This is a genomic window from Leadbetterella sp. DM7 (assembly GCF_040829825.2).
Lineage (GTDB): Bacteria > Bacteroidota > Bacteroidia > Cytophagales > Spirosomataceae > Leadbetterella.
Genome location: NZ_JBFOLH020000016.1, coordinates 18,370 through 42,774 on the forward strand (window position 1 = coordinate 18,370; position 24,405 = coordinate 42,774).

The 24,405-nt window shown below is 42.6% G+C and carries 27 protein-coding genes; 24 read left to right on the forward strand and 3 right to left on the reverse strand.

Annotated features, from left to right (window positions below; genetic code table 11):
- Window positions 1-5 precede the first annotated feature (5 nt).
- Both AB2U10_RS15715 and AB2U10_RS15720 read left to right on the forward strand, forming a co-directional pair.
- The gene (locus AB2U10_RS15715; RefSeq protein ID WP_367915798.1) at window positions 6-1,211 is read left to right on the forward strand and encodes a hypothetical protein; all 1,206 of its coding nucleotides are present in this window, start codon (window positions 6-8) and stop codon (window positions 1,209-1,211) included.
- A gap of 225 nt (window positions 1,212-1,436) precedes the next feature.
- Window positions 1,437-1,895, forward strand: coding sequence for a JAB domain-containing protein (locus AB2U10_RS15720; RefSeq protein WP_367915799.1), 459 nt, complete (start codon window positions 1,437-1,439; stop codon window positions 1,893-1,895).
- A gap of 100 nt (window positions 1,896-1,995) precedes the next feature.
- On the opposite strand, the gene AB2U10_RS15725 is transcribed toward AB2U10_RS15720, so the two are convergent.
- Window positions 1,996-2,286 carry a hypothetical protein gene (locus AB2U10_RS15725; protein ID WP_367915800.1) on the reverse strand — a complete coding sequence of 97 codons (291 nt, stop codon included), beginning with the start codon at window positions 2,284-2,286 and terminating at the stop codon, window positions 1,996-1,998.
- A gap of 185 nt (window positions 2,287-2,471) precedes the next feature.
- On the opposite strand from AB2U10_RS15725, the gene AB2U10_RS15730 reads away from it, so the two are divergent.
- From AB2U10_RS15730 to AB2U10_RS15755, 6 genes are all read left to right on the forward strand, one after another.
- Complete coding sequence (locus tag AB2U10_RS15730; protein WP_367915801.1) at window positions 2,472-3,404, forward strand: DUF8464 domain-containing protein; 933 nt, start codon at window positions 2,472-2,474, stop codon at window positions 3,402-3,404.
- A gap of 191 nt (window positions 3,405-3,595) precedes the next feature.
- Complete coding sequence (locus tag AB2U10_RS15735; protein WP_367915802.1) at window positions 3,596-3,988, forward strand: plasmid mobilization protein; 393 nt, start codon at window positions 3,596-3,598, stop codon at window positions 3,986-3,988.
- Window positions 3,976-5,283, forward strand: a complete 1,308-nt coding sequence (locus tag AB2U10_RS15740) for a relaxase/mobilization nuclease domain-containing protein (RefSeq protein ID WP_367915803.1) — start codon at window positions 3,976-3,978, stop codon at window positions 5,281-5,283. The genes AB2U10_RS15735 and AB2U10_RS15740 overlap by 13 nt, the downstream gene beginning before the upstream one ends.
- Window positions 5,284-5,303: 20 nt before the next feature.
- A complete protein-coding gene (locus AB2U10_RS15745; RefSeq protein ID WP_367915804.1) occupies window positions 5,304-5,945 on the forward strand; it encodes a YWFCY domain-containing protein in 642 nt (213 codons plus the stop codon).
- A 68-nt stretch (window positions 5,946-6,013) separates the two neighbouring features.
- Entirely contained in the window at window positions 6,014-7,303 is a 1,290-nt protein-coding gene (locus AB2U10_RS15750; RefSeq protein ID WP_493820694.1) for a type IV secretory system conjugative DNA transfer family protein, read from the forward strand.
- 496 nt (window positions 7,304-7,799) lie between these two features.
- Window positions 7,800-8,336: an antirestriction protein ArdA gene (locus AB2U10_RS15755; protein WP_367915806.1), complete on the forward strand. Its 537-nt coding sequence runs from the start codon at window positions 7,800-7,802 to the stop codon at window positions 8,334-8,336.
- Between the two features lie 260 nt (window positions 8,337-8,596).
- Here the strand turns inward: AB2U10_RS15755 and AB2U10_RS15760 are convergent, their stop codons facing one another.
- Both AB2U10_RS15760 and AB2U10_RS15765 read right to left on the reverse strand, forming a co-directional pair.
- Entirely contained in the window at window positions 8,597-8,758 is a 162-nt protein-coding gene (locus tag AB2U10_RS15760; RefSeq protein WP_367915807.1) for a hypothetical protein, read from the reverse strand.
- A 32-nt stretch (window positions 8,759-8,790) separates the two neighbouring features.
- Complete coding sequence (locus tag AB2U10_RS15765) at window positions 8,791-9,852, reverse strand: glycosyltransferase (RefSeq protein ID WP_367915808.1); 1,062 nt, start codon at window positions 9,850-9,852, stop codon at window positions 8,791-8,793.
- A 299-nt stretch (window positions 9,853-10,151) separates the two neighbouring features.
- Here AB2U10_RS15765 and AB2U10_RS15770 point away from each other — a divergent pair, with 299 nt between their 5' ends.
- From AB2U10_RS15770 to AB2U10_RS15845, 16 genes are all read left to right on the forward strand, one after another.
- Window positions 10,152-11,492: an OmpA family protein gene (locus tag AB2U10_RS15770; RefSeq protein ID WP_367915809.1), complete on the forward strand. Its 1,341-nt coding sequence runs from the start codon at window positions 10,152-10,154 to the stop codon at window positions 11,490-11,492.
- A gap of 79 nt (window positions 11,493-11,571) precedes the next feature.
- On the forward strand, window positions 11,572-12,228 hold the full coding sequence (locus AB2U10_RS15775; protein ID WP_367915810.1) for a hypothetical protein: 657 nt from the start codon (window positions 11,572-11,574) through the stop codon (window positions 12,226-12,228).
- 12 nt (window positions 12,229-12,240) lie between these two features.
- A complete protein-coding gene (locus AB2U10_RS15780) occupies window positions 12,241-13,212 on the forward strand; it encodes a hypothetical protein (protein ID WP_367915811.1) in 972 nt (323 codons plus the stop codon).
- An 11-nt stretch (window positions 13,213-13,223) separates the two neighbouring features.
- Complete coding sequence (locus AB2U10_RS15785; RefSeq protein ID WP_367915812.1) at window positions 13,224-13,550, forward strand: DUF4870 domain-containing protein; 327 nt, start codon at window positions 13,224-13,226, stop codon at window positions 13,548-13,550.
- A 33-nt stretch (window positions 13,551-13,583) separates the two neighbouring features.
- Window positions 13,584-14,372, forward strand: coding sequence for a hypothetical protein (locus AB2U10_RS15790; RefSeq protein WP_367915813.1), 789 nt, complete (start codon window positions 13,584-13,586; stop codon window positions 14,370-14,372).
- 52 nt (window positions 14,373-14,424) lie between these two features.
- A complete protein-coding gene (locus AB2U10_RS15795) occupies window positions 14,425-15,372 on the forward strand; it encodes a hypothetical protein (protein ID WP_367915814.1) in 948 nt (315 codons plus the stop codon).
- 31 nt (window positions 15,373-15,403) lie between these two features.
- Window positions 15,404-15,895 carry a hypothetical protein gene (locus tag AB2U10_RS15800; RefSeq protein WP_367915815.1) on the forward strand — a complete coding sequence of 164 codons (492 nt, stop codon included), beginning with the start codon at window positions 15,404-15,406 and terminating at the stop codon, window positions 15,893-15,895.
- A 24-nt stretch (window positions 15,896-15,919) separates the two neighbouring features.
- Entirely contained in the window at window positions 15,920-16,540 is a 621-nt protein-coding gene (locus tag AB2U10_RS15805; RefSeq protein ID WP_367915816.1) for a hypothetical protein, read from the forward strand.
- 163 nt (window positions 16,541-16,703) lie between these two features.
- Window positions 16,704-17,222 (forward strand): hypothetical protein, encoded by a 519-nt coding sequence (locus AB2U10_RS15810; protein ID WP_367915817.1) that lies wholly within the window; start codon window positions 16,704-16,706, stop codon window positions 17,220-17,222.
- Between the two features lie 63 nt (window positions 17,223-17,285).
- Window positions 17,286-17,906: a LuxR C-terminal-related transcriptional regulator gene (locus tag AB2U10_RS15815; protein WP_367915818.1), complete on the forward strand. Its 621-nt coding sequence runs from the start codon at window positions 17,286-17,288 to the stop codon at window positions 17,904-17,906.
- A gap of 9 nt (window positions 17,907-17,915) precedes the next feature.
- Window positions 17,916-19,793, forward strand: a complete 1,878-nt coding sequence (locus AB2U10_RS15820; protein ID WP_367915819.1) for a tetratricopeptide repeat-containing sensor histidine kinase — start codon at window positions 17,916-17,918, stop codon at window positions 19,791-19,793.
- Window positions 19,794-19,865: 72 nt separating this feature from the next.
- Window positions 19,866-21,206: a Na+/H+ antiporter NhaA gene (gene nhaA, locus AB2U10_RS15825; protein WP_367915820.1), complete on the forward strand. Its 1,341-nt coding sequence runs from the start codon at window positions 19,866-19,868 to the stop codon at window positions 21,204-21,206.
- Between the two features lie 43 nt (window positions 21,207-21,249).
- Complete coding sequence (locus AB2U10_RS15830) at window positions 21,250-22,095, forward strand: ion transporter (RefSeq protein ID WP_367915885.1); 846 nt, start codon at window positions 21,250-21,252, stop codon at window positions 22,093-22,095.
- A gap of 18 nt (window positions 22,096-22,113) precedes the next feature.
- A complete protein-coding gene (locus AB2U10_RS15835; RefSeq protein WP_367915821.1) occupies window positions 22,114-23,421 on the forward strand; it encodes a DUF389 domain-containing protein in 1,308 nt (435 codons plus the stop codon).
- A gap of 25 nt (window positions 23,422-23,446) precedes the next feature.
- Window positions 23,447-23,746, forward strand: a complete 300-nt coding sequence (locus tag AB2U10_RS15840) for a DUF1905 domain-containing protein (protein ID WP_367915822.1) — start codon at window positions 23,447-23,449, stop codon at window positions 23,744-23,746.
- Between the two features lie 323 nt (window positions 23,747-24,069).
- Complete coding sequence (locus tag AB2U10_RS15845) at window positions 24,070-24,399, forward strand: ArsR/SmtB family transcription factor (RefSeq protein WP_367915823.1); 330 nt, start codon at window positions 24,070-24,072, stop codon at window positions 24,397-24,399.
- Window positions 24,400-24,405 lie beyond the last annotated feature (6 nt).

Sequence of the window (24,405 nt, forward strand, 5' to 3'; positions counted from 1 at the left end):
TGGGTATGAAAACGCATGAAAATGGCTATATCCTCGAATGGATTGATCTTCTTGTATCGCAGATTCTCAATCCTCTCACAGAGGAATTTGAAAGCCTGACAGCGGAATGGCTCAAGGCAATATATCCCAGGATAAAGCAGGAAAGCAGGAGACTGCAACTGCTGATTACACAGCAGGTTTTTTCAGCTAAAAAACCTGCCAGGCGGGACTTTATCGTTCAGCGGTATCATTCAACACTTACTCTGCTTCTCTCCCAATTGATTCACTATCAAAATGACGAGCAGTTTAAACACCGGGATCTGAAAGATATCTTGGCCCGCCTGCAGCAGTGTATCCAGGACGTACTTTATTACATCGAAAACAGGTACGCTGCTCACCTTAGCCACGAGGAGCAAATTTCTGCCTTGCATTTCGAGTCACTGCAACTGGAGTTTGCTAAGGATATATCCTATTTAAAAGCAAAGTTCCTGGAATATTCCCACCCGGCCCTGAAAATCGTTTTTAAAATTCTGGACCGCTTTATCGCTGCCGCCTATGAAGATCATAAAGTAACCTACCGCGCCGTCAGCTACAAAAAAGCCCTGATAAAGGGCTTAAAGGAACTGCAATTTAACAGCATGGAAGACGGGCAACTGCCAGAGATAGACAGGCTTCTTATCTATCTTAATTTTAATAGCAAGACCTATATTGGCCACCTAATTACCAGCTTCTCTGAAAAGATTACTGCCCTTAACCATTCAGAAGATGGAATCAGGGCGCTTCGGTTTCACTTTAAAACCTTCAGACAGATTCAACCTAAGCCCGGCCTGAAATTTAACCCTCTCTATTATGATATTGATACCGTGGTAAGTAACTGGTTTCAGCAGGAGCTTGATTTCTATAAGGAATTCACTCATCATTCTCCACTGCTGGACACTCCGCGCCCGGACTCCGATGTCAGCAGGCCTTCGGCCCCACGCACCAAAATTCTTTGTAATCTTTCCACCGATCAGATCGCACTTATCCTTCGCTCGGCCGATGAGGCCAAGGTTCTCCAGGCCCGCTCTCTCAATGAGATATTTAAGACTATTGTACCCTTTCTCTCCACTCCCCGTAAAGAAGAATTATCCTCGCACGGGGTAAGAAGCCGCATGTATAACGTGGAGGAAAATGACAAGACAATTGCCATTGATGCGCTGGAGCGTATGATTGAAAAGATCAAAAGTTACTGAAAATAAGCAGGAGATGTTTCGTTTATCGCACCGTTGCGTAAAGTGGAGTCTTTACGTTGCCTAATTGTGCTACAAAGTTCGGCCGGATGATTTCGGGGCGTTGCAAAAAATTCCGCCATAAACACATGCCCACCGCGCCACCCTACATTTATTGCGTTGCTTTTTGCACTTACTCATCACCTGCCGGAGCAGGCAGCATAATTTTTAACTTAAATATTAACAATTATGGAAACTGCAATGCTTCACCAGGTAGCTGAAATCCAGTTGATTTACCGTAACAAGGTCCCTGCATCCATGAGACCCAGAGTTGATTCTAACCTTGAGGCTTATGAGCTTGTGATCCAGAGCTGGAATCCGGATAAAATTGATTTCATTGAAGAGTTTAAGGTTTTGCTTCTTAACTCTGCCGGTCATGTTCTGGGTATATCCGAAATAGCTTCCGGAGGTATAGGCGGCGTATTCGCAGAGCCCCGGCTCATATATATCAGCGCCCTGAAAGCAAATGCCAAGGGCATGGTTCTTTTTCATAATCACCCTTCGGGTAATCTCACAGCCAGTGAAGCTGACATAAACTTTACCAAGGCCGTGATAAGGGGTGCAGTTTACCTGGACTTGGTCGTTATCGATCATCTTATCGTTACCTCCGAGGGCTACTATTCATTAGCTGAAAACGGGTGTTTGTAACCCTTTAATTGAGGCTGGCTCAAGATTTCTTGAGTCAGCCTTTTTTCATTTTTTACGCAAAGGCCGCTCTACCACCGCGGCCTTTGGCGTATAAGTAATATTACTTAAGATTACCCAGTAAGCTGAGCTTTTCGCTGAGCTCAATGAGCCCGGCTTTGTTGAGACACTCACCTGCCAGGGCCTTAAGTTCCTCCAGATTTTCCTGCGGCACACTTTTGAGTAGGTCTGCCGACTTATCTCCCTGTTGGATCGTTAGCCCGCGCTCAATCACATTACTTAACAGTAGCACATTTTTACGCGAAATTTTCAGATCAATTTTCACCGTCTCACCCATGCCCGGGGTGCTCAATATAGTATCATACACCCGGGCCACATCATTTGTTGTTAACATAATTACTCTGCTTTATTTGGTTAAAAATCTAACTGCAAAACTAGCTCTTGATTGATAAATATTCCCACACATAATATGTTGAAGAATAGATGCTTAATCAAAATATGATGAGGAGGTCATAGTGTCGTTTGGGTCCCATACATTTGTGATCAGTTACTGAAATGTGAAGTTGAAATTGTGGAGTTATGGATCTCAGAAAACAAAACCTTTCCATCCAGGAGGTTAAAGAAATGGATATGGTGGACTATCTGTCTACCCTGGGCATTCAGCCCGAAAAAATCAGAGGTAATGATTACTGGTATCTTTCTCCGCTGCGCGGTGAAAAAACACCTTCCTTTAAGGTCAACCGTGTCCTTAATCGCTGGTATGACCACGGGATGGGTAGGGGAGGTAGTATTATTGATTTTGGAGTATTGTTTTATGGCTGCACGGTAGGGGAATTTCTCAAAGGCCTGCGTGACCATTTTTCCCTTCATCAGCCTACTGCCACTCGCCCTGCAGACAGCATATCCCAGCCCCAGGAAAGAAAGATTAAAATTATAGCGGAAGGTAGTCTGAGCTCTCCTCATCTTCTTCGCTATCTGAAGCATCGCCATATAGCTGCGCACGTGGCCGAAAAGTACTGCTGCCAGGTACACTACCAGGTGGGAGGAAAGACTTATTACGGGATCGGGTTTCGCAATGATCAGGGAGGGTATGAAATCCGTAATCCCTACTATAAAATAAGCAGTAGCCCAAAGGCTGTAACCACCTTTCAAAACGGCTCGGATGATGTTCTCGTTTTTGAAGGTTTCATGGATTTTCTATCCTTCAAAACTATGCAGCCTGAGCAGTCTGGAAACGATTACAATTTCCTGGTGCTGAACTCTCTTTCCTTCTTTTTGCAAGCTCGAAGTTTTATGGAAAATCACCACCGCATTCTGCTTTATCTGGACCGTGATCAAGCCGGCCAGAATTGTACTCAGAATGCACTCTCTCTCAGTAGCCGATATGAAGACCATAGCCACCTCTACAGCCAGCATAAAGATTTCAATGATTGGGTAATGAATTTCGGGAAAGCAGAGCAAAACACCCGTCAGCAGCAGAACCCCAAAAAGTCCCAAAGGCTTAAACTTTAAAATTGTCTGTAGCCTTGAAGGATTCTGTTTTAACCTCCGGAATGCCACATAGGACTTTTCAGATTGCAGTTTTTTTCGCAATCGGCCAGATGAACGATTGTAACACAATCGCTAACTGGCCGGCTTTACTCGGAACTCGTAGCCGGGGCGTCTTTTAAGCATTAGTGAGTTTGATAAGATCAGAAAGAACCATGAAGAAACAAGAAAAATCAAACCGTACGCGGCAGGTAAGGCTGCGTCTTACTCTCCATGAGTATGCCCATATCCATCAGAAATGGAAAGCGTCGACCTGCCGTAAGCTGAGCGACTACATCCGTCGCAATCTCTTTGATAAGCCGATAGTGACTACCTATCGCAACAGTTCCATGGACGATATCATGACGGAATTAACCCGTCTGAGAACGGAGCTTAACGGCCTTGGAAACAACTTTAACCAGGCAGTTAAGAAGCTTCACACACTACAGAAAATAGCCGAATTTAAAGCCTGGCTGGTGATGCATGAGTTGGAGAGAAGGACCCTTCAAAACAAGCTGGATGAAGTGAAAAATAACATCAAAAAATTGCTTGAAATATGGTTGCAGTAATTAAGGTCAGCAAATCCCTGCACAACATCTTTAACTACAATGAAAACAAAGTTAAAGAAGGCGTGGCCGAGTGTATAGGAGCGGCTAATTATCCGCTCGATGTAAAGGAAATGATCTCAAAAATAAAGCTCAATTTTCTATTGAAGAGAATGGAGTTAAATGAGAATATCAAAAGCAATAGTATTCATATATCACTCAATTTTGATCCTTCGGAATCTCACCTGACACAGGATAAACTGACCGCTATAGCAGGGGTGTATATGGATAAGCTGGGCTTTGGTGAGCAGCCTTACTTGGTCTATCAACATTTTGACGCAGGGCACCCCCACATCCATATCGTAACTACTAACATCCGCCCGGACGGGAGTGGGATTAATCTGCATCATTTGGGCATTCGTAAGTCTGAGCCGGCCCGGAAAGAGATTGAAAAAATGTTTGATCTTGTGGTAGCTGATGATCGCAGCAGACAAGAAGCTTTCCGGCTGGAGGCGGTGAATGCTGCTAAAGTGCAATATGGCCGCTCAGCCACCAAAAGAGCTATTACCAATGTCCTGGACGCTGTGCTGGAAAAGTACCGGTTCACCAGTCTGCCGGAGCTAAATGCTGTGCTTGGTCTCTATAACGTAAAGGCCGACAGGGGAAGTGAAAACTCCAGGATTTTTAAGGGTGGGGGACTGGTATACCGCATACTCGGTGAAGAGGGAAGTCCCATCGGAGTGCCTATCAAAGCGAGCGACTTTTACAGTAGGCCCACTCTGAAGTATCTCAAGGCCCGGTATGCTGCAAATGAGAATGCGCGCAGTCCTCATAAATCCCGGATCAGGAATGCAGTGGATATGGCCTTATTAGGTAGGAAACCCCTATCCGTCCAGCAGCTGGCAGCCACACTTGACACACAGGGAATCTCTGTCCTGTTGCGGCAAAATGATGCCGGCATGATATACGGCATCACCTTCGTAGATCACAATACCTTCGCTATTTTCAATGGTAGTGCTTTGGGCAAGGCCTACAGCGCGAAAGGTTTGCAGGAAAGATGTCAGGCTACACAAGGCGCGAGTAAGGACCTTAATCTGCCATCTATCCAGCCTTCGGTTTCCAGTGAGCTTCCATTGTCTCAGCATCTGCTGATAGGTAAGACAGGGGATACCAATGCTGGGAACTGGGAGTCTGATCCTGGTCAAATCAAGGATGTTTTGGACGCGCTGCTCAGGCCCGCTTCAGAAGAGGACTATCTGCCTGCTGCCCTGAAGAGAAAACGGAGAAGAAAGAAGAGAAAAAATGTAAGCAATCAATAACACATAAAATTCATAGGATCATGGCACTGCAGACTGGGGAGAATGAACAGGCGCTGAGGAAAGTTCTGGACATGACAAGGTTGATCAGTATCATCATACTGATACTACATTTCTATTATTACTGCTATTCGGCTTTTAGTCATTGGGGCCTGGTCAATGAGCTGGGTGACCGACTTCTGGGAAATATCCACAACAGTGGAATCTTCAAAGAGTTTCATCGCTCCAAGTTGATTTCCCTGGCATTTCTTGTCATCTCATTGCTGGGTGCCAGGGGCCGCAAGGATGAAAAGCTAAACTATAAAGTAGCCTTCGCCTACATCTTAACAGGCCTGCTGATTTATTTTGTAAGCTATCTGGCCTTGCTATTATCTGTTAGCCCTCCGGTTGTTGCCAGTATTTATATGGCAATAACCATGACCGGGTTTCTGCTGCTGCTCTCTGGAGGTACATTACTATCACGTATCATTAAAAACAAGTTAAATAGTAAGGATATCTTCAATAAGGAAAACGAAACATTTCCCCAGGAAGAACGCCTTTTACAGAACGAGTATTCCATTAACCTGCCAGCACGCTATCGTCTTAAAAACAAAGTTAGAAACAGCTGGATCAATATCATTAATCCGTTCCGGGGCTTGCTTCTGTTGGGCAGCCCCGGATCCTAGGGAGGTCCGGTAAGAGTTACTTTGTGGTTCGCCACATCATAACCCAGCATATTAGCAAAGGCTTTGCGATGTTCGTGTACGACTTTAAGTACGATGATCTCAGCAAAATTGCCTACAACGCCTGGCTAAAGTACCGCCACCTGTACCCGGTTCCTCCCAGGTTTTTTGTTATTAATTTCGACGATTTAAGCCGCAGCCACCGCTGCAATCCTCTGGTAGCTTCGGAAATGCTGGATATTACGGATGCAACAGAGTCAGCGAGAACTATTCTTTTGGGCCTCAATCGTCAATGGCAAAAACGTCAGGGGGACTTTTTTGTCGAGTCTCCAATCAACTTTGTAACCGCCATCATCTGGTATTTAAGAAAATACAAGGACGGTGAGTTTTGCAGCCTGCCGCACGTAATAGAACTTATGCAAGCTGACTACGACAGTTTGTTTACCCTTTTGAGGACGGAGAAAGAAATTGAGGTACTGATTAACCCCTTTGTCAACGCCTATCTGAATGATGTAATGGAACAATTGGAAGGTCAAATTGCATCTGCAAAAGTGGCAATGGCCCGGCTTTCTTCGCCTCAACTGTATTATGTATTATCCGGCAATGACTTCAACCTGGACATTAACAATCCGGCCGATCCTAAGATAGTATGTATGGGAAATAATCCGCAGAAAATAGAGATTTATGGGGCAGTCCTATCCCTCTACGTAAATCGCCTGGTGAAACTGATTAATATGAAAGAGAAGGTTAAAAGCAGCATCATTTTCGATGAGTACGCCACCATTTATGCTCCTTTGGACACCGTGGTGGCCACTGGCAGAAGTAATTTGATAGCTACTACCATAGCGGTGCAGAGTATAGAGCAGGTAAGACGGGATTATTCCAGAGAGCAGGCAGAAGTGCTTATCAATATTTGTGGCAATATCATTGCTGCTCAGAGTTCCGGAGATTCCGCCAAACTGGTATCCGACAAGATTGGCAAGACCATGCAGGACAGGGAAAGCTACTCAATAAACAGTGGAGACACGTCGATCAGCCGATCGAAGCAGTTGGAGATAGCTGTACCACCGTCCAAAATAGCAGGACTCAGTTCGGGTGAGGTGGTTGGACTGGTAGGCGACGAACCGACCAATAAGATCGAGCTCAAAGCCTTTCACTGCGAAATCATCAACGATCACCAGGCCCTTAAACGTGAGCAGGACGGCTACAAGGATATGGAGGTGATCCGCAAGCTGGATAACGGAATGGTGCAACGAAACTTCTTGCAAATCAAACAGGATATCCAGGACATCATCCAGTCAGAAATGGAAAGGCTTCTCAGTGATCCTTCGTTAAAGCACCTGGTGATCAGAAAATACTAAGCCCGTTCCCTTGCCTTATCACTACGCATGCTGGGCCCATGCCGCTGCTGTGCTCTACCCTTAGCATCATTTCTACAGCGTACTTGCAGGGTATTTTGAAAATTTTACGGACTGGCACGTAGACTTCTATCCAGCGGATGCCATCTCGGCATGTAGCCTTTCATTACTTCCACGCTTTTTTCCCGGAGCCTGGCCAGCCTCTGTTCTGATTTCAAGAGCAAAGGTATGTCCGTGTCTTCATGGCGACAAAAGGTCATGCGCAGTTTGAAAAAAAATCTCCACCTGGGGTAGTATTTGTTTTCAAAACCTTTCGTCACCGAAAACACTACCAAAACCTGCTCTCGAAACCAAAACCTGGCTTGGCCCGGCTCCCGGATCAAAAAAAATGTCAGGTATGAAGAGTAGCAGCATCCGATAGGACAATCCACTATGGCACCAGCCTCTCTTATTACCAGGCAGATCAAATCTTTTCAAAACACCTTTAAATACTAAAGAAATGAGTAAGCAAATCGATATATCACAAGCAAGCGTATATGTAGGAACATACCATAAATATAATGAAGGCTCACTTTTCGGGCAGTGGCTTAACCTGTCAGATTACAATGACATCAAGGAGTTCTACAGTGCCTGCTATGAGCTGCATAATGATGAAGAAGATCCCGAGTTTATGTTCCAGGATTATGAGAATATCCCTGAAGGGCTGATAGACGAAAGCTGGCTAAGCGAAAACACCATTGAGGTTTTGCAGGCCCTGGAAGATATGGATGATGACCAACTGGAAGCATTCCTGATCTGGTCCTCAGACGGCCATCATAGCTTATCAGACGAAGATATTGATCAACTGATAAGTAACTTTGAAGACGACTATATAGGCCGGTATGACTCCGAGGAAGACTTCGCCAGGGAGCTGATTGATGAAATAATTGACCTGACAGATTTTGTAAAGCAGTACTTTGACTATGAGGCTTTCGCTCAGGACCTGTTCTGCTCTGACTATTGGTATTCTGACGGCTATGTCTTTCGAAATTCCTAGCTGCCATTGATAATAGGCGGCCGGCAGAAAAGGCGGTCGCCTATTGAAATTATATATATGTTTTAAACAAAATACTCTATCTTCGATATGGCTTTAAATGGGAGTGAGGGGCGGATAGATGAATAAGAGAAAGAGAATGAAAAGACCTTCGAAATTTGAAAAGTGGATAAATACCTATAAATTATTATTCCTGACAATGATGACAGTTGTAGTTGCTATTGCATTATACATCTATATAGAAGCATTCTATTTTTGAATTTTCAATAAAGTGGAAAATTCACCTTTAAGAAATCAGCTTGCTTCTCAATTTCCTCTATAGCTCTTTGCAGCCCGTTTTCTTTTTCAATACATACTTTCATCTGACGGGCATTTTCATAAAGTTCAGGGCTGGTTAAAAGTTCCCTGACCCGGTCTGAGAACATGCTTTCGGTAAGATTTTGTAATGCAACGGGTTTTACTGCGAGCCCTTTTTTCCAGGATAGTTTTCCCCAGAATTGCTGGTCGCCAACAGGATAAAGCACGGGCAGACCATGAATGGTTTGCCCGCCCTTAAGCATTCCGCAGTAGTCCCTATTCCGCCATGATGGATAATGGCCTTTGTCAGCGGGAATAATTTTTCATAGGGTGCAGCGTCAATTATCTTTATTTTCGGATGATTTTCAAGCTCTTTTGCTCCGTTAAGCCCCCAGCCCCTGATAAGAATTATTCTTGTTTCTGATTGTTTCACTATTTTCAGAACTGCCGCAGATAAATCAAACCTGCTTTTAAAAGGCATACTTCCAAAAGTCAGTAGAAGGGGCGGGGTTCCGGCATGTATGAATTCTGTCAGGTCGTGGGGAAGCTCAGAGCTGGAAGTGCCTAACCAGAAGCCCGTAAATTTTGATTCTTCAGGGTAATCAACCGGAACGGGTAGAAAAGTAGGACTGATTCCATAGATATTACGTACCTTCTCCGTACGAAAGCGGGCAGGAAGATGGAACTCTGTCCGGAATTGCCGGATCGGTTTTGCCAGTAGCTTCAGGCTTAGATTGGATAATTTATAGGTTAAGCTGTTCAACACACGGGGTATGGTCAAACCGCTAAATGCGGGATTGGCAAACGCCCGGGTAGGCTCTACTATTGGTAAAACAGAAGCCCGGATCATTTTTCCAGGAAACTGATCGGCAAAAGCGTCTGCTAAAGTCTTTACATGATAAAGTACAAGATCACTCTTTAGCGCGAGCTGGTAGAATTCGCGTAGCGACTGCGCAATTAAAGGATACACCCAGGTATTTAAATTCCTTTTGATAGCAAACGGGTTGCCTTTAAGCATCTTTTTCCCCTCATCTGAGTCCAATACTGCCTGGAAGTCTGCTTCTACAGGTATAAAGTCAATACCATATGATCTTACCAATTGCTCGAAATTTTTTGCCGTGGACAAAGTCACCTGGTGTCCGCGATCTTTGAGTGCCTGTCCGAGAACCGCATAAGGCTGCACATCTCCCCGGGTGCCCAGGGTCAGGATGGCTATTTTCATTTTGTTATAATTAAGAGGTAGCGCCGAATGTCCGATCAAATGTAATATAAAAATCAGGCAGACGCGACATTGCAGATGACTTAGACAGTAAAGAGCTTACGCATCAGCAAAGAGAATTGGTTACTATTGCTATATTAGAGATTGATACAATGTTTAATCTTTAACTATATCCCATTCACATTAAATTGGCGCTACGCATTTCTCAGGGAAAACCCTTAGCGTAAATTTCCATGATTGCCCCTAAACAGGCCTTTAGTCCTCTTTCTACTTTTGCTTCATAAACGTAAAGCATTTAAGAAATGAAAACAAAAGTAACTCTTACAGCACTGGCATTGGTAATTGGATTTTCCGTAAATGCACAAATCATTAACCCTAAAGAAACCGCAAAACGCAAAGCAGAGGACAGGACAAACCGAAAAGCTGACGAAACCATTGACAAAGGCCTGGATAAAATTGAGCAGGGTGTCGGTAGTATTTTTAAAAAGAAGGATAAGAAGAAAAAAAACAAAAATTCTGACACCTCCTCAGACCCATCTGACTCCGGAACGGGAAACAATAGCAATAAAGGAAGTGATAGTAGCGGCGGAAATGATATCAGTAGCGGAAACAATACCAATAGCGGAAACAATACTCCCGTTAAATCAAGCTCTAAATTCGATTTCGTGCCGGGAAACAAAGTTTTGTATTTTGATAACTTTGAACGCTTGAATATCGGCGATTTTCCGGCCGAATTTAATACCAACGCCAGTGGTGAAGTAGTAAATGTAGGTGAAAAACCGGGGAAATGGCTTTCTATGACCAAGAACGGGGCTTTTATTCCCGAAAGCATCAAAGAATTGCCGGATAATTTTACCCTGGAATTTGAAGCAGGACTTATTGGCGATGCCAGCAATAACTATTCCGGGCTTGCGCTCAATTTTACTACCGATAAAGAGCAGCTCTTTAAAGACGTCTTATTCGGTTGGGGTTCTTCCATCCTGTATTTGCATCCCGGTGCTGATCTGGCTTCCATTCAAATATTACCAGGTAGCGGCGAAAATGAAATTAGCAACGATATCCCGATGCCGCAATGGTCGCAAAACGGGGAAAGGTTTGCGAAAATTTCTATCTGGCGGCAAAAAGGGCGTTTACGGGTGTATGTAAACGAAGACAAATTGGTGGATGCCCCTCGCTTTTTTGCAGAAAACAAACCTTACCACTTTGCATTTTCAAGGCGCTTTTTTGGTGAGTGCGAATTATTGATGACCCATATCCGCTATGCTGTAGCAGGGGAAGATACCAGAAGCAAGCTGATTACCGAAGGTAAATTAGTTACCAACGGGATTCTGTTTGATGTAAACAGCGACAACATCAGGCCCGAAAGCGGCTTGGTGCTAAAAGAAATTGCAGCCACACTTCAGGAAAACCCGGCAGTGAACGTAAAAATAATAGGTCATACCGATAGCGACGGCGATGCAAATGCCAACCTGGTCTTATCGCAGAAAAGAGCTGTAGCCGTAAAAAATGCTTTAATCAATTTTTACGGAATCAGCGCCTCCCGTATGCAGACAGACGGTAAAGGAGAAAGTGAGCCTGTTCAATCAAACAATACGGCAGACGGAAAAGCCCAAAACAGGAGAGTAGAATTTTTACGGCTGTGAGAGCAGAGCCAGACAGCAGGTTTGAGCTGTGCCGGACCGGGCAAAAATCAACGGAGTTAATTTATTAAACTGTAAAATAATGAAAAGAAATATTTCATTGCCGGCTTTGGTATTACTGATAGCCGCCTGTAATACTACCCATCAACCGGTAGCCGTTCCCGCGGCGTTTGAGACGAAACAGCTCATATCAATTATGCAAAACCCGCAATCGCTCTCTAAAGAAAGCATAGCCAAAATTGCCGGAACTGATGCCTCGGAGATCCTCGCGTACAGCGAAGACTTAGCTTCTGATGTTTCAAAGCGAACAGTCCTTTTCAGTTGGAAAAACGGTAAAAAGAAATCCATCAAAACCTCCGAAGGCAAAGAATTACAGGTGGAGGGTTACAGCTCATTGGGTCTTGGCTTTATAGCGAAAATTTCAAAGGCCGGTTTCCAGCAAAAATATGAAAGCAAAACCGCTGTGCAGGAAGAAATGGACAGGATTACCCAAGATGAAACCATCGATGCAGATATAGCTATTGCAGAAGCCAGAGATTTGGCTGAAAATGCTGGAGCCCGGCAATTTGAAAAACTCGACTATGTGGGAGAACTGTCTTATTGGGAAACGCCTGTAAATGCACTCCACATTTTTGCCAAAGGCATTTGCTTTACGGTAACTACCAATTTTGATGACGGCAAAACCAGTAAAGAGAAGGCTATCGAGCTGGCACAATTAGTTTTTAACAACAATCCGTAAAAAAGCGTCAAAATGAGAATCTTGTTATTGTTACTCCTGTTACCGGCCACTGTCCATGCAAAAAAGGTAATGGTGGCCACCTGCGAGGAAGGCAGTGGCTGCACGTTTCAGATTTCTGAAGCAGATGCAGGCGACTACGATGTTATTTATAATTCTGAAGCAGGGTACCATGAAAACCTGCCCGAAAATGCGCTTGTGGTAGATGCAAAAATCAAGGGGAGCTGGGAACATTATGTGGAAACCGAAATGAGTCGTTCGCAGCTGGACAAATTTTACGGCGGCGATGGTTTTACGATGATTTATCCGTTCAATCCCAACTTTCAGCCTGTCAGCGGAGAATGGCAGGTGAAGATCGGCACCGTTACGGGAGATATTTGTTACGGGCAGGAAAGCAATATGTTCAAATCTATGCTGCAGGGTATGTCCCAATCGGGGAATGTGAATTTTCCCCATCCTTTCCATGCCCGTTTTCTGATGAATAATCCCAATGTAAAATGGCAACAAATAAGGCCGGACTTATACAAAGCATTTTTGGGAAATGCATACATCAATTTAAAATTCGATGTACAAATCATCAACGAAAAGAAAATAGAAGGTGTATTTACAGCCACCATCAAAGTGCCAACAAAAGAGCCTTGCGTTAATAAAATTTCCATTACCTATCTCTGCGTAAAAGAAAAAGAATGGAAAGATCCGTGGGAAGATTTTGAAACCGCTAATCCCGATGATGACCTGTTACCGGTAACGCCTAAAGGCAATGAAGATGAGCTGCTCCCCGTAAATCCTAAAAATGACGATCTGCTACCGGTAGAGCCTGGCAAAAAGCCAAAGCCCCATGTGCCGAGAATAGAGGATAAACCCCATGTTCCCCGTTTGGAAGATAAACCCAAACCCAACATTCCAAGATTGGAAGACCAACCTAAAACCAATATTCCGAGAATTGAGGATAAGCCCAAAACAAAGGTACAGAGACTTGAGAATTAAAATTAAATAATATGGAAAATAATATAGCCGAAGGAAAAACCACCGCCACTATTGCCTATATCACCTTAATCGGGCTGATTGTAGCTTTTGTACAAAACGGAGAAAAGAAAAACAAATTTGCCGGTTATCACATTCGTCAAAGTCTGGGTTTGATGTGTACAGGCTTTGCCCTCGCGTTTGTCAATATCATCCCCTTTTTAGGTTGGATTATATCCATTGTCGGAGTAATCGGACTAATGGTGCTATGGTTTATGGGCCTGATGAATGCCATCAACGGAAAAGAACAACCCATTCCCTTATTAGGCGACCTTTACGCTAAATGGTTTGCAAACCTATAATAACTCATCCGTAGATTTTTAAATAACGAAAAAATGAAAGCAAAATATCTCTTAGTGTTTAGTCTTTTCATGGCACTGGCATCCTGTTCAGAAAACAAAAGCACAAAATCCGATTCGGGGGATGTGGATTTGGAAAGTGCCATCAAAAATGCGGAAAGCAGACGAAAAGCCGACCCCAATGCTTCGGGTGGGAATAAATGTCTTTTAGATTATCAGACCCGATACGACCAGATTTTGAACGAAGCCAATGTGCTGACGGCTACAGGCTTTTCCAAAGATGTGATGGAAACTAAAAGCAATAAATCTTTGAAAAATCCGGAATACCATGAATTTATTTACAAATTCAAGAATGGAAGAGTAAGCAAAAAGCCGGGAATAACGAAAGGCATGGCATTGCCCGATGTAGTGAAGGTGGAAAGTATTAAAGCCATTTCACTATCTGCCTTTGAAAATACATACAGAGCCATTTCGGATGAAGAAATGCAGGTAGCCAAAGACGCTTTGAACGATGCTGCCGAAGGGAAATCGGGCGATGCAGAAGCGGATGCAGCGGTAAAAAAAGCGGAAGACCAAAACGTAAGCAAGGAGCAGGTAAAAGATATTGGCGGTGGAATAATGGACATGATGAAAGAAGTTTCCAAAGGTTATCGGGTAGTAGAGAATTTGGGCGATGCTGCACGCTGGAATATTGTAAGCAACGAACTCTATGTCTTACAAAACGGTGTTCAATTCGTCATTCTGTGCGATGTAAATGATGACAACGAAAAAAATAAATCAGTGGCTATTGAACTGGCAAAAAACATTTTGAAGAAATGTGAATAATCCATGTTGACAAAAGGCAGGAAAAAGATACTAAATAAATAAACTGAAACAGATGAAAAACTTAATATTAATTTTTACTCTCTTTGTCAGCTTTACGTCCTGCTCACAGGTGCAAAAAGAAAAGTTGACTATTGCCCTGTGTGAAAATGGAGAAGGTTGTAAAGAAGTCATTACCCAACATAGTAAAAGTGAGATAGCACAGGTACTTAAACGCCCTGAACTGGTATCCGCTTTTACAGAAAACACTATCCTGATTATTGAAAAATGTGATTTTAAAAGCGAAGATAAACTGACTCTTCAGCAGATCCACAGCCAGTACGGAGGTTCCGGTACTCCTGGGAAAATCACAGACCTTGACTTAGAAAAATACCTGGCAGAAAACACCTGTTTATCCAATTGTGTGAACCCTACTAAAAAAATCAGTTTTACGATTTTATCTTCCGACTTTTCGGGTAGCGGCTATTTTTTTATCAGTTGGGATAAGCAGGAGGCCTACATGCCCAATGCCGCTTATCAGCAGCTTTATGCGGGAGAAGAAGGTGTGGCTGAAATGAGCATTGATGCGTTTTTTAAGGATTATCAATATATCACCTATATCAATCATCCCGAAAGTGGTAAAATAAAAAGTAATATGCCTATTGGTACGAATGTGGTGAATTTTGGAAATGATGAAGAAAACGAAGCCCGTTTTAAAAGAGATTTTAAAGCTACGGGAAATAAAAGGCCTCATCTCAATACCGCGGATTCTGAATTTGAATATAAAGGGAAAGATGACGAAGGAGCAGAGCTTGTTTTTTGGTTGGGGCCCGCTTATGATGTGTGTTTGCCACAGGGGAAATTTGATGCTCTTGGGTTTTTTAACCTCGGATATATTGCCATAGATAACACTACCTATTCGGTAACGGAAATTTCAGGACCAGGATTGGTAATCAGAACCACTTCAATAGAAAATGGTAGCTACAACTTTAATACTGACGGATATAAAAGCATCGGACGATAAAATATTTTTAACATTAAATACCTTAACAGTAATGAACAAGATCATCATCACCCTTATTCTCATCGTAATCAGTTTTGCAGTACAGGCGCAGTCTGTAAAAGGAGAAATCCTTATCTCTGAAAAATCAAATACGGAAATTAAATTAGGAACCGACAAAGCCGTGGATCTGTATGCCACATTCCGGGAACAGAAAATCCCCATCCTTTTCAGGTTTAAAGGCGCTGACATTCCCCTGAACGAGGAAAAGAAGGAAGTAGTGGAGTTTGTGTTTACCACAATTCTCAAAAAAGACGGGAAAGTGATCAAAAAACAAAAGCGGGAACCGATGCCTTTTTTTCCCGGTGACATGCTTATGCCGGTAGAAACATTTGACTTTATTTCTTTATTATCAGATAATGGAAAAAACTCAAGAGATAACGTTTCTAAAATGGAACCCGGAAAATATGAAATTGTCCTGGAAGCAAAAGCTGTAAACGTAAAGGGGCAGATTTCACCAGCATCTTTCAGGTTCGGAATAAAATAAAGCTTTGATTATCAAAAAATAATTATGAAAAAAACAGTAATTGTCTTGTCTGGAAGCCTACTGGTATTGACAGGGTGTAGTAAGCTAAAAGAGAAGAAAAATGAAGCTGCTACCTCCTTAATTGAAAAAGCCACCGAAGCCATCAGCGGGCAAAAAATGGATGCGTTGGATGTAAATCATATCGAGGATAACCAGGCCGTAGTAGATATCATAGTAGGCGATGAAAATCTGCAAGATCATTTCAAAAAAGGTTTTGGCAGCATTACGGCTACCAAAGAAACCATTGCCATTACCATTGCAGGCGGCGAAAATGGGGAGGACAACATCCTGATAGGCTTTCAGGGGAAAGACCTTACCGCAGAACGGCCCATCAAAGGGAAAATGGTAAAAGGAGAGAATGCAGGATTTACTTTTTCAATGACGAAAGTTACGGATAGCGGTATGGATGTACAACTGTCTTATGAGGCCTGGGGAGAAATCGTTTCCCTGCAAAAAGACAAGGTAGTCATTAAGGTAAAGGGAAAGACAGGCAGTTCTATGGATGCCGAAAGTCCGGATAAATGGAAGTCATACGAAGGTACTATCACACTGAATTATCCTGTTTTTCAGGCAGTGGGCAGCTCCAAAGAAGATTTTACTTATTGAAAAGATGAAACAACTGCTGCTTCTATTGACGGTTACACTGTTTTTCGGATATATACAGGCACAGACAAAAAGCCTTAAGCCCATTCAGTTTACCCAGGCCTGGGTATGGGAATACCAAAATGACCTGGTCGCTGAAAGCGAACCCGGACACAAAGGTGAACTCGTGGTGTATTATGAGCCCAGGCTAAATTACTGGCTGTTTACAGCAGAGGCTTACGGCACATCGGGCGAAATGTATAACTGGATTGTAGGCAAACCGGACGGCAGCTATATTTTGTGTGCTACAGATGAATCTGGGAAACAGGCCATTACGGAGCAAAATCTGGAATTCCCATTAAATAAAACACTTCCGAAGTATCTTCAGCCTACCGGGAAGAAAAAAACGTTTAACCAAAACCAGTTAGGTTTTTCGAAAATAAAAGGCAGGGAATTTAAGGTAGTCTACCGTAAAACCAACGACCAGAGTTCCGTTTTTGTAAGTGATTTTAAAGCTGATTTTTTACCCCTGTATTTTTTCAACCGATTGAACACGGAGGCAAAATTACCATTCCGATTCCCGGAAGATTTGCCTAAACAGACCTTGCTGCTAGAGGAAAACAGCGAAGTAAACAACGTGAAGATCCGATTGGTTTTTAAGGAAATTTCCCATACAGAATATTTTATTGATTTAAAAGGAGAATAAGCTACAAAGTGGAGAAATAAAAATGCCTACCTTTAGAACATATAAAAATCTAAAGGTAGCCGAATGAAAATTTTGCTTGCGGATGACCATTTTTTGGTGTTAGACGGTTTGGAGGTACTTCTGTCAACTTTTGAATTTGTGGAGGAAACAAAACGAGCTTTGGACTATACGGAACTTAAAAATATATTAAAAGAACAGTTCTTTGATGTTATACTGCTCGATATTCACTTTGGCAGGCACGATGGCAGGGAAATTATCCAGGAAATTAAAGAGTTGATGCCGGACGCGAAAATTATCGCCCTGACCAGCCATTCAGATTCCGTCACCATTAAGTCCTCGGTTAATGCAGGGTTTGATGGTTATCTCTTAAAGATTGATCGCAGAGAGGATATAGAAAAAGCCCTGATGGCTGTTACAAACAACGAAAAGTATTTTAGCCCTAAAACGCAGCAGGTGTTTTTTGAAGCCAATACAACAAAAAATAAAGTTGAGCTAACCGATCGGGAAAAAGAAATTTTACAATTGATTGTAGCAGAACAAACTACAAAGGAAATAGCAGAGCAATTGTGTCTTTCGGAAAAAACGGTAGAAACACACCGTGGAAATATTATGCTGAAGCTGGAAGTACGAAATATTGCCGGGATGGTTAAAAAAGCAATTATGCAGGGTTTGGTAAACGTTTAAAAAAGTAGTATGAAAGCTTCATTTACAATAATTCTTTCCTTTATTCCTATACTCCTTTTTGCTCAAATAAAGTACAATAAGAAGCCAAAAGTGGATCAGGAGGTACAGGTATTATATGATCAGGGAGAAGAATGTTTCAAAATTCCGGGTAAAGATTGTAAACATTTATTTCTAAAAGCAATTGAATATGGAACGAAGAATAAAGTTTCTTATATGGATTACCTTTATTTCCAGTTAGGTTACTATTTTGATGTTCGCTCTCAATACGACTCTTCACTGTTTTATACCCAAAAGGCTTTCGAATTAACGAACAAAAATGACCCTAATTCGGCCTATCCCATGATATTAAATTCGTTGGGAGCCAATTATTTCAGATTGGGAGATTATGACAATGCCATAAAATATATGCTGCTCACTGTCAAAGTTACAGAAGCACAAGATAATCCCTTAAGGCTGGTATATGCTTACAATAACCTGGCAACGGTAATGGGGATAAACGAAAATTACGACGGCGCCATTAAATATTACAAGAACGGGTATCAGATTCTTGAGGAAATCAGGGACACTACTATAATTGCGAATTTAGCTTCCAATACAGCTATCTATGTGAAGAAAACGGGCAATTTTGAGGAAGCCAGAAAATGGGCTTCCAAAGCAATCGGGCTTGCGGAAAGATATAATAACCCCAGTGCATATAGTTACGGAAATTACATAATGGGCACTACAGAGAAGGATCTGGATAAGTCCCTTATTTATATTAAGAAAGCGGTAGATAAAGCTCGTGAATTCCAGTACAAAAGTATCTTGGCAGATGCGCTTGATATTTACGGTACTAAATTGTCTGAAAAAGGGAAACATGCGGAAGCAAAGAAAAGTATAGAAGAGGCTCTTGAAATACATACGGAAGCAGGATATAATACAGGGCTCAAGTCTTCTTATAGCAACGCAGGCCTGATATACTATAATGCAGGTGAATATAAAAAATCTTCCGAATATTATAAAAAGTATGACGACCTGTACAGTAAAATACTTTCAGACGAGAACAAGAAGAGAGTTAACGAGCTCAATACCAAATACGAAACCGAAAAGAAAGAAAAGCAAATTGCAGAACAGGAGCTGCAAATTCAGAAACAACAATCCAATTTATTGTATGCGATTTTGGGAGGAGCCTTGTTGGTGATTGGTTTTGGCAGTGTCTTTATTTACAATAGAAAAACCCAAAAGCTAAGACTGAAACAATTGCAGCAGGAAAAAGAGAATGCAATTCTGAACTCTTTTATTTTGGGGGAGGAACGGGAGCGAAATCGGATCTCTCACGAGCTGCACGATGGGGTTGCCGCTATGATTGGCGCGGCCAAAATGAGCCTGGAAGCTATACCGCACCTTCCACAGGAGAGAAGAATGGAACAGCTTTCAAAGATTCAGGGAATTTTGGAACATTCGCATGCTGATATACGGCACATAGCCCATAACCTGCTCCCGACCGTATTGGAAAAAGAGGGCTTAATAAAAGCAACAGCACAGTTTGTTTCGGAAGTCAATGAAACAAACCTGGTCAATATAACCATAAGAGACAAAAACAGTAAGGCCGGCAAGTACTCAAAACAACTGCAACTGATGCTCTTCAGAGTTATCCAGGAATTGGTAAATAATATTATCAGGCATTCGCAGGCACAAAATGCCCAAATTGTGTTTAGTGACTTAGACCATGGGCTTCTAATCGAAATAACAGATGACGGAATAGGCTATGATAACACAGCCGGTAAGCAAAATCAAGGACTTTATAGCATTGCCCAACGCTTAAAATCGATAGGCGGTAATTTTAAGATTTCAAAAGGAAGTCAGGGCGGTACACAGGCAAAAGTAGAGTTAATGGTTTCATCATAATGGGTGTTAATCAATTTTGATTTCTTATTTTTGCACTTTGTCCGAATTCAGAATACCGGATCCTAAAATTACATGAGTCAAATTAAGAAAGCCCCTATTGATAAGGTAGTCAGACCCATTCAAAAATTCATAGAGCAGGAAAAATCAGGCGGACTCGTGCTGGGCATTAGTGTGATCGTTGCTTTAATCCTTGCCAATTCCCCCTGGCATCACCATTATCATCATTTTTTTGAACAGGAATTAGGATTCGTATTTAACGGAAATACTTACCTGGAATACAATCTGCATCACTGGATCAACGATGGTCTGATGGCGGTTTTCTTTTTCGTGGTGGGCCTGGAACTGAAACGGGAGATCGTGGCGGGCGAGCTTTCCAATCCCCGGAAAGCCATGCTCCCCATAGCGGCGGCCATCGGGGGAATGCTCGTTCCGGCCCTAATCTATTTTGCATTAAATCCGAGGGGAGAGGTGCACAGTGGCTGGGGGATTCCCATGGCTACGGACATTGCCTTTGCTTTAGGTGTCTTGTACCTGTTAGGTAACCGGATCCCTCTGGCGCTAAAAGTCTTCCTGACAGCATTGGCCATTGTAGATGACCTGGGTGCTGTTTTGGTCATTGCCTTTTTCTATACGTCTGATATCTCCATGATGAACCTGAGCATCGGGCTGCTGTTTCTTTTAGGGATGTACCTGGGGAACAAAATGGGGGTAAGAAGCATACTGTTTTATGCTATTCTGGGTATTGGTGGTGTCTGGACGGCTTTTCTTTTATCGGGCGTGCACGCTACAATCGCTTCCGTACTGGCCGCCTTTACCATTCCTGCTGATGTGAAAATAAAGGAGCAGGTGCTGATAGCCCGGATCAGGAAACATCTGAACCAGTTTACCCAGGCTGACCCTAATGATAAGGTACCTACTTTAACCAATAAGCAGCTCCACATACTGGAAGGGCTAAATTCAGACACGGAGAAGGCCATTCCTCCCCTTCAGAAGCTGGAGCATGCCATGCACCCCTTCGTTACCTTTGTGATCATCCCGATATTTGCTTTAGCCAATGCCGGCGTATCGGTACTGGATATCGATATCAATGAGCTCTTCAGTACAAATGTGGCCCTTGGTGTGGCTTTGGGCCTGCTGATCGGGAAGGTAGTGGGAGTAGTGGGCTTCACCTGGCTTTGTGTAAAATTAAAAATTGCACCTTTCCCGAACGGAATGAATATGAGAAACCTTTTTGGATTGGGATTGCTGGCATCCATCGGTTTTACCATGTCTTTGTTTATCACCGAGCTGGCCTTTACGCATGATAGCTACAAGGTGCAGGCCAAGGTGGGTATTTTTGCCGCTTCCATTATCGGTGGCGTATTAGGGTATCTCGTACTCAACAGGCAAAGTAAAAAACATAGCGAAAATTAAAGATCAGCCGATGCCCGCAAACCGTAAATGGCCGAAAAGCAGAGTGGATTTGTTTCGTCAGAAAGTCTATATCATCATTTATGGTGTAAACACTCCTGCCGGAAAGGCATTTGATATTGGCCTGCTGGTGGCGATCTTACTGAGTGTATTTACGATTATGCTGGAAACGGTAGAAGGGGTGGATTATATCTATCACCGGGAACTCGTTATTCTTGAATGGATATTTACCGCCGTATTCACCCTGGAGTATGCATTGCGGATTTTCGTCAGTAAAAAGCCACTTAAATATATTTTCAGTTTTTACGGCCTGATCGACCTCTTGTCTATCCTGCCCATGTTCCTGTCTGTTTTTATCAAAGGAAGCCATATCCTGAGCAGTTTCCGCATACTGAGGCTGCTCCGGTTATTCAGGGTATTCGGCTTAATGGAATTCATGCGGGAATCCTCCAGACTAAAAGTGGCCATCCTGGCCAGCAGGGCCAAAATAATGGTGTTTCTTTATACGGTTCTGATCATTGCCGTTTTGATTGGAACCCTGATGTACTATATTGAAGGGCCGGAAAACGGATTTACCAATATTCCCAAAAGTGTATTTTATACTATTGTTACCCTGACTACGGTAGGCTACGGAGATATGGTGCCCACTACTCCGCTGGGGCAGTTTCTCTCCATGTTACTGATGATTATCGGGTATGGAATCATTGCAGTTCCTACGGGTATTGTGGGGGTGGAAATCGCCAGGGAAGTCGGTAAATCCATGAAGGAAAATTACAAAACCGATCCTGAACACCGTAAGCTTAATGGCATCGTTTGCGCTCATTGCAATAAGGAAGGCCATTGGGATGACGCAGAATATTGTTATAATTGCGGACATACATTGAATATTTAACTTTGTTTCGAAGCGCTTATGAGCAATAACCTGTTTGATTTCTTTGATCTTCATTACGGAGAAGAAGAAAAGAGCAAAGTCCTTGAAAATGTTTTCGCCAACACCTCATTCCGCGGCTCCAACCTCTGGATCCTGGCCTGCGCCATTATCATTGCCTCCATTGGTTTAAATGTGAATTCAACCGCCGTGATCATAGGCGCTATGCTGATTTCCCCTCTGATGGGCCCTATTGTAGGGGCAGGCTTCGCCCTGGGAACATACGACTTTGCCCTGCTGAAGAAATCGATGAAGAACCTGCTCATCTCTACCGCAGTAAGTTTATTTGTTTCTGCATTTTATTTTTACCTGAGCCCTTTCAAAGATGTCCAGTCCGAAATCCTGGCCCGAACCTCCCCTAATATTTATGATGTGCTGATCGCGTTTTTCGGAGGACTCGTAGGCGTGATTGCCATCACACGGGTGGAGAAAGGAAACCCCATCCCCGGAGTAGCCATCGCTACCGCCCTGATGCCTCCTTTGTGTACGGCAGGTTACGGGCTGGCCACTTTTAATTTCTATTACTTTCTGGGCGCATTTTACCTTTATACCATCAACTGCTTTTTCATTTGCATTGCCACCTTCTTTGTAGTAAAATACCTTAACTATCCGGCTGCCAGCTTTAAGGGAAGACGTTTTGAAAAGCAAATACGGCTGGGCATCACGGCATTGGTTATGATTATGATCATTCCGAGCTTTTACCTGGCCTATAACCTTTGGAACGAAAAGAAATTCACCAATACCGTGGAAGAATTTATTAATACCGAATTCGGAAGCCGCGGATTTACCGTAATTTATAAGAAGTTAAATTATAACTCCGATCCCAGGAGGGTGGACGTAGCTTTTCTGAATAAAAAACTCAGCCCTGATGAAATGGCCATGTATAACCGGCTGTTGGATGAAAAGGGCATTCATAACACGGTGCTGACTTTCAGGCAGGATGAGAAAGATATCAAGGCGGAAATACTGAACGAGATCAGCAGGCAAAATGCATCGGTTTCAGAAAAAGACATTACGATCAGTAACCTGCGGCAGGAGCTTGACAGGTATAAGGCGAACAATCCCGGCCTGGTGAAAGAAATGAATATCCTCTTCCCGGAATTCCGGAACATTACCCTCGGAAAAATAGAACAATACCCCGATACCGACAGTACCCGGTTGCAGTTTTTGGTATTGTATAAAACGGATAAAAAATTAAAAGACGAAGACAAGGACAGAGTAAAAAAATGGCTTAAGGAACGAATGGGCATTGCGGACATCCTGCTTGTTCGGGATACCCAGATTGAATAGTCAGAATGAAAGATCTCTTATATAAATGGAAGGTAGAATAAAATATGAGTTTTCGGCAAAGATTTGGCGGTACAAGGGTCAGGGCGGCTGGCATTTTGTTTCGTTTCCAATGGAACTGTCAAAAGAAATAAGAGACAATCTGAAGTGGCAGGAAGAAGGTTGGGGGCGTTTGAAAGCAACGGCGGAAATTGGTGGCAGTGAATGGAAAACTGCAATTTGGTTTGATACAAAAGCAAGCACTTATTTACTTCCAATAAAAGCCGAGATAAGAAAAAAGGAGAGACTTGAAGAAGGCAAGGATGTGAAAACTATAGTCTGGATTTAATGTTGTAAAAGTATTGTAAGATTCCTTTTTTGCCATACAGTAACATAATAGAAAACCAGGCCCGGCTCACTTCACATTTTATCAAACAGGTTGTGATCTGTTTTTATAAGAATATTCGATATCCCTGTTGTTGTTTTAACGGACTTCTTTTCTTTTCGCATCTGCGGCCAAAGAAAACATTCTGTGTTATTATCCAAGTTTTTGGTATAATTTTTTAGTTGATTTTAAAAGATCTAATAGTGAGCTCTCAAAAATAAAAAATGAAAATGTTGTGTATTTGAAATCTAATATCGTAATATTGCGATGTAAATAAATATAGAGAAATGGGAGTTACAAAAACAGAAATATATAAAGATGAGCAAAACAAACTTGCATCGCTTCTTAAAGTTTTGGGGCACCCTGCCAGAATAGCGATCCTGCAATGTATTATCAACCAAAAAACGTGTATCTGTAATGATCTGGTTGAGGAATTAGGACTAGCGCAGGCAACTATTTCACAACATTTAAAAGAATTAAAAGCTATAGGGATTATTCAAGGTTCAATTGAAGGAAAATCAGTTTGTTATTGTATTGACGAAGAGGTATGGAAACAATTTCAAGAGGAATTTAATGGCTTTTTTAATCAGGATGTAAACGTAAAGCAGTGCTGTTAACGCATT